Source organism: Arthrobacter sp. MDT1-48-3, from assembly GCF_054511015.1.
Map to the genome: position 1 here is coordinate 78592 of NZ_JBTNDL010000011.1, position 11343 is coordinate 89934.

The window sequence follows — 11343 nt, forward strand, 5'->3', positions numbered from 1 at the left end:
GTCGTTATGGACCAACAGTCTGCAATCGAATTCAGTGTGTGCAGGACAGCAGGGCGGGGTAGGCGATGACGGAAGAGTCCGACCTTGGCAGGGGTGAGCCCTCGTCCCATTACGGGAGCGGAGCCCGGGGTGGTGACCTTGCCGCTGAGTTGGCTGAGTTAGCTCGCTCGCTCCAGCATGCGTCCGACGCGGATGCGGTTCTCGGTGGGATGGTTCATGCGGCGTTGGAGCTGATCCCTGGGGTGGATGAAGGGTCCGTCAGTGTCGTGATCGGGCGCACGAACATTGGTTCTCGGGCTGCTTCCGGTGGCCTGCCTGAACGCATTGATGCGTTGCAGATGGAAACCGGGGAAGGCCCCTGCCTGGAGGCCGCGTATGACCACCGGACGGTGCGGGTCGCGGATATGCAAACAGAGGAGCGTTGGCCGCGCTTCGCCCAGCGTGCCTTTGAAGCCGGGGCCAGGGGGATGCTTTCCCTTCAGCTGTATGTCGAGGGCGATGATCTGGGCGCGTTGAATTTGTATTCCTACAAGGCCAATGCTTTCACCGACGCATCAGAAGATATCGGGCTGCTGGTCGCTTCTCACGCTGCCGTGGCGTTCGCCGAAGCCGAAAAGTCACGGCAGCTGAACGTCGCGGTCGATACCCGGGACATCATCGGTCAGGCCAAGGGAATCCTCATCGAGCGCCACAGAATCACGGGACCACAGGCCTTCATCGTGCTTTCAATGGCCAGCCAGCGAAGCAACACCAAACTCTGGAATGTTGCTGATCACCTCGTCAGCAGCGGAGAGCTGCTCGGCGGAAACTAAACCCGCACCGGCAGACCGTTCACCATGCGGGGCCGTCTTCTGCCAGATGGCCGGGTGGGCGTTAGTTAGGCGGGCGTCAGCCAAGGATGGCCAGGGCCCGGTGGACGCTGTCGATGGTGACGGTGGTGTTGGCGTCAATGTCCTTGACCTCGCCGTCGATCTGGTAGGGCATGGGTTTCAGGGCTGAGAACTGGTACTGCGTGTAGCTCGGCTGGTCACCAAGGCCCTTGGTCGAGGCTCGCAGAGCGGTGAGGAGGATTCGCCACTTGGCCATGTGGGGGAAGGTGACGACCTCGAATTTCCCGTCAGCGGGGTGGTCGCTGGCCTCGCTCAGGGTGGCGTACTTCGCCATCTGCGAGATGTTCGCGAAGACCAGGCTGTCGAACGTCCGGCGTTTCCCGTCGCTCTGGCGGATCTGGAACGGCTTGAACTTGCGGAAGGTGCGTACCACGGAGAACATTTCCTTGATCGCGCCTTTGCTGCCCTTCTCGAGGTCGATCGCCATGATGGGCGTCAGACCGAACCCGATGTAGGAATGAGCATAGATCGGCTCAGGGTTCGGCCGGGAGCTGGACGGGATTCCGCCGTAGCGGATGCTGAGCCGAAGCAGATCGATGCGCCGGACGTTGCCTTCGATGATCGCCTCTGCCAGGGGTTTCCGTCCGGTGACACGGCTGTGGTCATTGGCGTTCCCGGCCGCCAGGACCGCCGATACGGCATCGTCCCGGCCGCTGGCCATCACGCCGTTGACGACCTCGTTGTATCCACCGTCTCCACTGACCGAGATGACCAGGGCGTTACCTGCCGATGCCGCTTCCCGGGCGAGATCGACAGCGTGCCCTGCATGTTCCGTAGGGGTTAGCCGGACATCGGTTCCCGGGAGCCGGGGTGTGAGCTCGTCGTAAAGTTCCCGGGCCAGTGCCGGGGCATCGCCGGTGCTGTTGGGGTTGAAGATGATGGTGATCGTGTCGAACTTGCGAGGCCGTTCCGTTGATGTCTTGTCCATGTCTGTTCTTTCGGTGGGAGGGTTTCGTTCTTGCGGCCGGTGTTGTTGCTGACCGCGTTGGCAGGTCGGCTTTCATAGCGGGTTATCGGCGAACCAGGAAGCTGGTGATGGCGGCTGCTACTGTTCCGGCGGCGCTGTGGTGTGCTGCGTGGGGTGCGCCGTCGATGGTGCCTGCTTCTCCGCGTTGTGCGGTGCGGGCGAGCCGGTCGGACCATGCGGCGCCGGCGACGACGTCGCGTGAACCACGCAGGACCAGCACGGGCTGTTCGGCCAGTGGCAACCGGTCCTCAATCGGGTAGCTCATCGCCAGTTTCAGTTGGGCCAGGTACCAGCGCGGCCCGCACCGCAGGACGTCGAAGGACTGCACTATGCTCAGCAACGGCTTCTCGAGGATCGAGTTGACGCTCAGCCTCACGGCCTGCTGGCCGACGGTGCGGTGATCGACGTCGACGGCGGCGCCGATGAGGACGAGGTGCGACACCAGATCGGGGCGTTCGATGGCCAGTTCCGTTGCGCTCTGCACTCCCATGGAGTGACCGACGACGACGCAGGACGACGCACCGGCTTCGTCGAGGAGCCTCCCGATCAGGTCGGCCGTGGCCTCGTTGCTCGATGCGTGCTTTGGTCGCCTCGTCCAGCCGTACCCCGGCAGGTCGATCAGGTGCACGTCACCGTAAGCAGCCAGGACAGCGCCGAGGCGGCGGAAGTACCGGTGGGACATGCCGATCCCGTGAATGAATACGAACACCGGCGCGACGGTTCCATCCTGAGGGTCGACGCGGTCAGTGCGGCCTTCGCGGCCAGGACCTGTGCCATGGCTGATGAAGTAGGCCCGGCACTGACGGTCTCCCACCGCGATACTCCTCAGTTCAAGCACCCCGGGAAGGCATCGGACCCCGGAGGCGTAGGACCTGGAAAAACGGGGGGAAGAAGCATGCATGTGCTTCTCCTGGCGCAGCTCGCCCTGCAGCGGCCGGTCACCTGCCCGCCCCTCCGCTGGCTCATCGGGCTGGTCAGCAGGCGGCTCCTCCATCTGCTCCCCTACCTGCTTCACCACTGTGGCGAGAACTGCTGCATCGAGCACTGCGGCGGCGACCGCGGCGGCGCCTCCGCGGTGGGCGGCGTGAGGCTGTCCCGGTACTTCCACGAGGTTCCCGTTACGGGCGTTGCAGCTAAGTTTCTCGCACCAGTCGTGGCCCGAGATGATGTCGCGGGTGCCGCGCGTGACCAGGACAGGGCAGTCGACGAGGGGCAGCCGCTCATCGAGGCGATAGCCGAGCATGACGGGTAGTTCCCGCAGGTACCACCGGATCCCGCATTCGGCATAAGCGGTGCCGACCATCAGGTTCGTGACGGGCCGTTCGAGCAGGGTGTCAGCGGCGAGCATGAGCGTGTGCTTCACGGGTGAGCGGTGCTCGACGTCGGTGACAGGCCCGATCAGCACGAGCCGGGACACGAGGTCGGGCCTGCTGATGGCCAGTTCGGTGACGAACTGCGCGCCCATGGAATGCCCAATCACCACGCACCTACTGGCATCCTCTTCGTCCAGGGTGCGGGCGATCACAGCCGCGTAGTCATCCACACTCATCCGGCGCTCTGGTTTCGGCGTGCCGCCGAAGCCCGGCAGGTCCAGGACGAGGGTGTCGCCGTGCTCGATGAGACTGCGCTGCAACTTATCGTAGTAGCGGTGGGACATCCCGATTCCATGCACCATCACAAAGAGGGGCCGGGCTTGTCCGTGTCTCGGCAGTCGGCGGGACAGGTGCATCCGGCAGGAAAAACGCCCGCGCACGTCCTCGATCTCGATCATTCTCGTGCTCGCGACGGTTGCGGCAGTGTCAGCAGTGTCGGCGGTTTGCGTTGGCATCAAGGGTTTCTCGTGGTCTAGGAGTTTTTGGGTCCAACTCGCGGGATCCTGTATATCGCGTCCCGTTGCCCGCGCCGGGTAGCGGCCCGGGTATCAGGGTCGGCGGTAGCGGTTGATCATGGGGCAGTCGAAGGGGTCGCGTGCGGCGAGTCCTACACGGTTGAGGTAGGAGATGACGGCGCCGTAGGAGGCGGCGACACCCACTTCGGTGTAGGGGACCTTGAGTCGTTCACAGTGCTCCCTGACGATGACGGCGGCCCGGCGCAGGTGCGGGCGCGGCATGTCGGGGAAGAGGTGGTGCTCGATCTGGAAGTTGAGGCCGCCGAAGGCGTTGTTGACGAAGGAGCCGCCGCGGATGTTGCGTGAGGTGAGGACCTGCTTCTGGAAGAAGTCGAGCGTGCTGTCCTTGGGTACCACGGGCATGCCCTTGTGGTTGGGGGCGAAGCTGGCCCCCATGTAGATGCCGAACACGGCGAGCTGGACGCCGAGGAATGCGAAGGCCATGCCGACGGGCAGGAACCAGAACAGGATGCCCAGGTAGGCGCCGAAGCGGGCGCCGAGGAGTGCGAGCTCGACCCAGCGGCCCTTGATGGTGCGGCGGGCGAAGAGGGTGCTGATGGAGCGGGCGTGGAGGTTGATGCCCTCCATGGTGAGCAGCGGGAAGAAGAGGTAGCCCTGGCGGCGTGTGATCCAGGCCTGGATGCCACGGGCCTTGGCGGCGTCCTCCTCGAGGAAGGAGATGGTGTCCACCTCGATGTCCGGGTCCTTACCCTTGGTGTTGGGGTCGTTGTGGTGGCGTGTGTGTTTGTCCATCCACCAGGCGTAGCTGATTCCGACGACGCCGGCGGCGAGGATGCGGCCGGACCAGTCGTTGGCCCCGCGGGTCTTGAAGATCTGGCGGTGGGAGGCCTCGTGGGCGAGGAACGCAACCTGAGTCAGGACCACGCCGAGGACCGCCGCGATGAGGAGCTGGAACCACGTGTCCCCGAGCAGGGCGAAGCCCGTCCAGGCCGCTCCCATGGCCAGGGCCAGCAGCGCGAACACGGAGACGTAGAAACGGCGTCGGCGGGTCAACAGGCCCTCCTTGCGCACCTGCTTCAGCAGGACCGAGTAGGAGGCGACGACGTCGTTCGGCTTCGAGATACGGACGGTACGCGGGGCCGGCGACGGCACGTTCCCAGCAACAGGGGCGGCAGAAGTAGCGAGGTCACTCATAAAGATCCTTGACGTTCATAAAACTGCGTTTGTGGGAACACCGGTGGGAGTACTGATCGGGACTATCAGCGGGAGACTCATCGGCGAGCAACCGATGGGCCGGTTGGCGCTGATCTCCGCCTCCGGCGGCGGGGCCGTATCTGCTGGATACAGGTGATCCCCGTACCGAAAGCAAGGAGCTCAGGTACGGGGCTCACGGGTGTCGTCAGACGTTGTAGTACTCGCGGCTGCCGGACTTCGCCAGGCCGCGGGCCACCATGTAGCCGATGGTGAGGAACGTGATCAGCTCCATGCCCTGGTGGGCGTTGAACATGTCGATGCCGTCCTCGCCGTCGCCGTCGCCGACGACCAGCGCGGTGACGACGGTCGCGATGACCATCGCGATGTAGGCGAAGAACTCGGTGGTCTTCGTCGAGGCCTTCGTTTCGGTCGAACGGCGGGTCTCGACCCGGTTACCGGCGCTGTGGCCGTGCTCGTTCTCGCCTCGGACATCGCCGTGGTCATTATGGGTGTTGGTGTGTGCGGTGTTATTAGCCAAAGGGGTTCTCCTGAAAAAGGTAAGGGCGCCAAGAGTCGGCGATGAAGGCCCGGATCGGGCTGCTTCATGGGATGTGAGCTGAAAGGGTCCGCGGTCTGCTCCACGGCTGCTCTACGCTGTAGACTCTACGGTGTAGAGCAATGAATAGCAAGCGTGCTTACAAGCACCAGACCAGGAAGTGGTGTTCAGGATCGCGAACAACCGGAACGATTCTCCGTCCTCCCCAACCGTCAATGGAGCCGCTGGGTCCTTGGACGACGCGTCGCGTCCAGGTCATGCCCGCGGATCCCTCAGCCGCAACGTAGTGCTGGCAGCAGCCTTGGACCTTGTCGATGAGAACGGGCTCGATGCCCTGTCAATGCGGCGTCTGGGCGCCCGGCTCGACAGGGATGCCATGGCGCTCTACCGGTACGCGGCCAACCGGGAAGCCCTCCTGGACGGACTGACCGAATTGCTACTGGACCAATGGACGATCCCGGCCACGGATGGGACCAAGGGCGCGTGGCAGGAGCAGCTTCGGCAGGCCGCCCATAACTTCCGAGACCTCACCCTGCAGCACCGCAACATCGTCCCCCTCCTGGTCACGCGCCCCTTATCGACGCCCCTTGGACTCAGGCCCCTCGGGGCGCTACGACCCATCGAGCGGATCCTCACCATCCTGCGGGAAGCAGGCTTCGATTCCGCCGGAGCACTCCATGCCTATCGCACCTATTACGGATTCCTCCTCGGACACCTTCTCAACGAACTCGAAGAACTCGTGGTGAACCCTGACGAGGACGAAGCCGGACTACGCATGGGCCTCCACCGGCTTCCCGAAAAGGACTTCCCACACCTGCGCGATTTGGCAGCACTGCTGCTGGCTTACGACGGGAAGGCAGAACTTGACCAGGGCATGACCATCGTCCTTCAAGGCCTTCAATCTCAACTGCACACAGCAGAATCACGATACGACCAGCAGAACGAGTCCTAACAGCGAGTGAGCCAGCCTCTTTCACAGTGACGCAGGTTCGGCTGATTTGTTGTTATCGACCCTCGTTCCAACGTCAGCCACCTGAACGGAAGAGCTTCCTGGCTTCTGCTGCCCCCTCGGCATTGACGTGGAGGTTAGAGCTATATTGAAGAGCCCTACTGCAGTCTCAGAAAGCTAAAGCTTCCCAAGACGGGTCCTCGTAGGACTGCCCTGCTACTTATGACTCACGCGGGTGCTGCTGCGCGTAGGAGGGCGCCAACCATGAAGCGACTTCTTCGATAGTGGTGAAACGTTGGAGCGGGGGTACAGCGCGTGCGCACGCTACTTGTATCAGGGAGTCAATGACCGCCTGTTGGGGGTCGGCGCGTCTTCCACGAGGGGGGACCATTCCCCTTCCGCTTCTCGCAGGTGCGGCGAACGCGACGCCCGGTGCAAGGTTCGATGTCCGTTTTTTAGGGCGTGCGCTCCGCGTTCACGTGTGTCTATGGTTGTTCGCGAATACAAATGCACTGTAAAGCTGGTGTTGGGAGAGCGCTGTGAGCCAGGCCGCCTTTGACGGCGAGAACGAAGTGCCGATCGCCCTGATGATCCAGGACGCCGGGATCAGCGTGGAGGAGTTGTGGTTGTATTACTTCAGCCTCTCCGGGAGCCTCGATCAGATAGACCTGGACGCGTACCTCCACGGCCTGATGCCTCTGCCGGGAGTGGACCGCACGATGCTAGCCCTCGCGGTCGATGAGATGCGGACGGACATCTCAGCGGGCACCTGGTTCTTCCGCCGCCGCGAATAGCCGCGTCAGAAGGGTTCGTTGGCTGCTGTGCTCCGCCTTTGGCAGTAGCCCGACCATCGGATATCTCGCCGAGCATCAGCCGCGAACGAGCCTGCCCCTGGCGCTGTGGCTTGAGTGCTGGTTGGACTTCTGGTCAGTCGAAGTGGGTGGCTGGAGGTTCGTTGCCGATAGTGGTGACGAGTTCGTGGGCGAGCCGGTTGAGTTTGACTTGTCGGTGGCTGGCGGCGGTCTTCATGATGTTGATCGCCGCGCTCTGGCTGCACTTGTTCTGTCCCATGATGATGCCGGCCGCGAGGTCGATGGTGGTCCTCGATTCCAGGGCTGCGTTGAGGTTCTCCGCCCTATCGGTCAGCTGGGCTATTCTCACGGCCAGGCGCAGGGACCGTGAGGTTTCAGCGGCGAACACTTCAGCAGCCGCGACGGCCTGCGGGGTGAAAGCATCGACAGTGCTCGAGTACAGGTTCAGTGCGCAGTCCGCTTCACCGTCGAGCGGAATCGGTACCCCAAGGATCGACGACATTCCGTGATGGGCGATCGCCGAGAAGAACTCCGGCCAACGATCATCGATACGGGTGTCTCGCACATGAACTAGCTCATGGGTCCGTGCCGCTCGCAGGCACGGCCCGTCCTTATACGTGTACTGGATCTCATCGAGTTCCCTGGCGGCAGGACTGCTGCTCGCAACCGTCTCGGTGTGTTTGGGACGCAGCAACGTCACACCGCAGAACACGTCCTGGTCTGGCCCCGTCAGGTGGTGCGCGGCTGCCCGCGCCAGTTCGGTCAGCAGGACCTCGACGTCTTCACCGTCAAGGACCAGGTCCTGCAGAAAAATCGCCGTATAGGCGGGCGACCCGGGAACAGGATCGTCGACCTGCACCGTGGCATGCGGCGCATCCAACAAGTTCCTGGGCGACAGCGTGGAGGGTGAAAGGTCGTTCATGCGGGTTCTCCTCATCAGGAGATCGACGTTCGTGGAGCAGTAACGCCTGGAAGAACCCGGGACGCCACATCAAGCGAATCTGCAGCGCCTTTCCCATAAACGACAAGCACTATTCTACGCCCGCCCCTACGAGCACTGCAGAACAAGGGCCCTTCCCTCACCCCACCAGCCCTTACAGACCACTACCGATCACGCAGTCGAGGCACCAGTTGAAGATCAGTCAGAGACGTGTCGGGGACCAGTCCTAAACCAGTCAGGGGGCGATTGGGTGGGATCTGGGCCGGGTAGAGGGGCCTTGAGCGGTCCAGCCTGGGTTGTCAGTGCTTGGTATTGTGCTCTTTTAGGTCCGGGTTAAGACGCTAGCCCGACTTGAGTACGTCGAACGGCCTATCGTGACTCACTCCCCTGACTCGTTACTTCCTCTGACCGATGTTGTGTCCAGCGTCGAGTACTTCGTCGACTGCCCCACAGGGACCGTCGAACACTACTTCGCCGACAACACCTTCCACTGGTCCGATCAGATGTTCCACGTCCATGGCTACGAACGTGGCGAGGTCGTGCCCAGCCTGGACCTGGGCCTGGCTCACATCGAGCCGGCCGACCGGGACGCCGCCGGTCAGTTCTGGGACCACGTGTCCGCGAACAAAGGGGCAGCATCGATCTACACCTCGATCCGGGACCTCAAAGGGCGCGTCCACAAGGTCCTCGTTCACGCCGACACCATCATCCAGGACGGCGAACCCGTCGGAGTGTGGGGCCTGGTGGTGGACCTCACCGAGTCCATTCACGTCGACCGGCACCAGCTCGCCAACGAGGCCGTCGCCGCATCAGCGCTGAGCCGGGCCGTGATCGAGCAGGCCAAAGGCATCCTCATGGGCCGCACCGGCCTGAACGCCACCGAAGCTTTCGAGACCATCAGCCAGTACAGCCAACGCACGAACCGCAAAGTCGTCGTCATCTCCCAGGACATCATCGACCGCGCCCATCAACTCACCCGACAGGACCAGCACCAACCCCGCACCCACGCCCTGGTCGACCTGTTCCGAGCTCTCTAACCCGCCCCACCTGAGCCCGCCCCTTTGCTCCATTTGTTGCTTCGGGTCCCGGCTTGATGCTGTGCACACCGAAGTCTTGATGGGAACCAGACCCTACGACCACCGCTGTGTCGGGTTGGAGGTGCACACTGGAGGCAAGCAACACGACGATCCCGGACACGTCCGCGCTCGGACCGTTGACTACATGGAAGCGCTAGCGCGGATGTGGGGTATTCCGTCCGGGATCAAGCAGCCGGCACCTGACGGAACTCTCACCTACCACCCCAACGCAATCCCAGTGACCTCCCAGGCCCTACGAGCCCCCTCTACACAAGGAAATCCCCGAAACACCCTCACCGCGCTCCTCCACGCGCAACACTTTGTAGCACCCGTCCGCATACCCACCAAAAGTCTTCCTCTCATGACTTCTACAACCGGTTCTCACATGTCTCAGAAACATAAAGATTTTCGAGACGCGCTCCTCGGCGAGGTGGGAGTGCGCCCGAGCGCGGCACACTCCCTTCCTGATTCCGACTGGACTGCCGTCGAGCTCAACGATCTGGTGCAGCTCGCCGGCAGTCCTGCTTCTAGGCGGCGCTAGTCGCGTCCTGAACCTCGCCGACGAGCTCTTCGAGGATGTCCTCGAGGAAGAGCATTCCGGTGGTGTTGCCCTCGGCGTCGAAGACCCGGGCGATGTGAGCGCCGGTCCGGCGCATGGTTGCCAGGGCGTCTTCGAGGTCGCTGCTGCGGTACGCGGACGCAAGCCTGCGAACCCGCTTGGCCGGCACCGGCGCAGTGAAGGCTTCCGGGGAAGCGAGATCGGTGACGTCCTTGAGATGCAAATATCCGGCCGGTTCCCCGTCACGGGTAAGGATGTACCGGGAGTACCCGTGCTCTCCGACGGTGCGCTGGATATCTGCCGGACTGGCCGTCTCAGGCAGGTGCACAATGTCGCCGATAGGGACTTCGACGTCAGCGACGGTCTTCGAGGTGAACTCGAACGCGTTGGTCAGGGTGCCGCTGCCGTCCGCGAGCATCCCCTCCCTGGTGGATTGCTCCACGATGGTCGCTACCTCGTCGAAGGTGTAGGCGCTGGTCGCCTCGTTCTTCGGTTCGACTTTGAACAGCCGCAGGATGCCGTTGGCGATGCCGTTCAGCGCCCAGATGACCGGTCGAACCACCTTCGAGACGAACACGAGGGGCGGCGCAAGAATCAGCGCGGCCCGGGTCGGGACAGAGAACGAGATGTTCTTGGGGACCATCTCACCCAGGACCACGTGCAGGAAGGTGACGAGCAGCAGGGCGATGATGAAAGCGATCACACCGATGGCTTCGGGCGGGATCGGCGTCAAGGCCAGCGGATATTCGAGCAGATGATGGATCGCCGGCTCGGACACGTTCAGGATGACCAGGGAGCAGACGGTGATGCCGAGCTGGCTGGTCGCCAGCATGAGCGTGGCGTGTTCCATCGCCCAGAGCGTGGTCTTCGCGGCCTTGCTACCCTCCTCGGCGCGCGGCTCGATCTGGGAGCGACGGGCGGAAATGACGGCGAACTCCGCGCCGACGAAGAACGCATTGACCGCCAGGAGCACGACCAGCCAGATCAGTCCGGGCAGGTACTCACTCATGGGTCAGGTCCTTCGTCAGCTCATCGATCGTCCGATCATGGCGGGTCTGCGGACTGTCAGGGTTCTGTGGGTAATCGGAGGGGTCCGTCGGAGTGAAACGGATCCGTTCGACGTGGGATCCGAGAACCCGCTCGACGCGCAGGACCCCATCGCTGAGGGCCACTTCATCCCCAAGTTCCGGGATGCGGTCGAGTTCGTCGGTCATGTACCCGGCCAGGGTGTCGTAGTCCTCACCCTCGGGCACCTCAATACCGGTGCGCTCCTTCAACTCGTCAGGGCGAAGTGACGCATCGAAGGTGATGGACTTGCCCGTTCGGATGACACCGACCCGGGTGCGGTCGTGTTCGTCCTCGAGCTCACCAACGATTTCCTCGATGAGGTCCTCGAGAGTCACGATACCCGCGGTGCCGCCGTGCTCATCAGTGACGATCGCGACCTGCAGGCCCTGTCCGCGCAGCAGGCCCAGGAGTGTGTCGACGCTCATGGATTCGGGTACCCGTAGGGGTTCGACCATCAGCTTCTCGGCCGTGGTGATGTTCCGC

The 11343-nt window shown here is 63.1% G+C and carries 11 protein-coding genes; 4 read left to right on the plus strand and 7 right to left on the minus strand.

Annotated features, from left to right (window positions below; translation table 11 throughout):
• The first annotated feature begins 149 nt into the window (after positions 1-149).
• A complete protein-coding gene (locus tag ACX80L_RS16640; protein ID WP_459291129.1) occupies positions 150-812 on the plus strand; it encodes a GAF and ANTAR domain-containing protein in 663 nt (220 codons plus the stop codon).
• A 76-nt stretch (positions 813-888) separates the two neighbouring features.
• On the opposite strand, the gene ACX80L_RS16645 is transcribed toward ACX80L_RS16640, so the two are convergent.
• The 4 genes from ACX80L_RS16645 to ACX80L_RS16660 form a co-directional block, all read right to left on the minus strand.
• Positions 889-1818: a diacylglycerol/lipid kinase family protein gene (locus ACX80L_RS16645; protein ID WP_459291131.1), complete on the minus strand. Its 930-nt coding sequence runs from the start codon at positions 1816-1818 to the stop codon at positions 889-891.
• An 82-nt stretch (positions 1819-1900) separates the two neighbouring features.
• Positions 1901-3628, minus strand: coding sequence for an alpha/beta fold hydrolase (locus ACX80L_RS16650; RefSeq protein WP_459291133.1), 1728 nt, complete (start codon positions 3626-3628; stop codon positions 1901-1903).
• Positions 3629-3778: 150 nt separating this feature from the next.
• A complete protein-coding gene (locus tag ACX80L_RS16655) occupies positions 3779-4900 on the minus strand; it encodes a fatty acid desaturase family protein (RefSeq protein ID WP_459291135.1) in 1122 nt (373 codons plus the stop codon).
• A gap of 205 nt (positions 4901-5105) precedes the next feature.
• On the minus strand, positions 5106-5438 hold the full coding sequence (locus ACX80L_RS16660) for a hypothetical protein (protein ID WP_459291137.1): 333 nt from the start codon (positions 5436-5438) through the stop codon (positions 5106-5108).
• A gap of 304 nt (positions 5439-5742) precedes the next feature.
• Between ACX80L_RS16660 and ACX80L_RS16665 the strand changes: the two genes are divergently transcribed.
• Together ACX80L_RS16665 and ACX80L_RS16670 are read left to right on the plus strand one after the other, a co-directional pair.
• Positions 5743-6408, plus strand: a complete 666-nt coding sequence (locus ACX80L_RS16665) for a TetR/AcrR family transcriptional regulator C-terminal domain-containing protein (protein WP_459291139.1) — start codon at positions 5743-5745, stop codon at positions 6406-6408.
• A gap of 536 nt (positions 6409-6944) precedes the next feature.
• Positions 6945-7199 carry a hypothetical protein gene (locus ACX80L_RS16670; RefSeq protein ID WP_459291141.1) on the plus strand — a complete coding sequence of 85 codons (255 nt, stop codon included), beginning with the start codon at positions 6945-6947 and terminating at the stop codon, positions 7197-7199.
• 133 nt (positions 7200-7332) lie between these two features.
• On the opposite strand, the gene ACX80L_RS16675 is transcribed toward ACX80L_RS16670, so the two are convergent.
• Positions 7333-8139 (minus strand): GAF and ANTAR domain-containing protein, encoded by an 807-nt coding sequence (locus ACX80L_RS16675; protein WP_459291143.1) that lies wholly within the window; start codon positions 8137-8139, stop codon positions 7333-7335.
• Positions 8140-8573: 434 nt separating this feature from the next.
• Between ACX80L_RS16675 and ACX80L_RS16680 the strand changes: the two genes are divergently transcribed.
• Positions 8574-9194, plus strand: coding sequence for an ANTAR domain-containing protein (locus tag ACX80L_RS16680; RefSeq protein ID WP_459291145.1), 621 nt, complete (start codon positions 8574-8576; stop codon positions 9192-9194).
• Between the two features lie 566 nt (positions 9195-9760).
• Here ACX80L_RS16680 and ACX80L_RS16685 read toward each other — a convergent pair.
• Both ACX80L_RS16685 and ACX80L_RS16690 read right to left on the minus strand, forming a co-directional pair.
• Positions 9761-10801 (minus strand): hemolysin family protein, encoded by a 1041-nt coding sequence (locus ACX80L_RS16685; RefSeq protein ID WP_459291147.1) that lies wholly within the window; start codon positions 10799-10801, stop codon positions 9761-9763.
• The coding region (locus ACX80L_RS16690) for a transporter associated domain-containing protein (RefSeq protein ID WP_459291149.1) at positions 10794-11343 on the minus strand (550 nt) is incomplete at its 5' end. The genes ACX80L_RS16690 and ACX80L_RS16685, both read right to left, overlap by 8 nt.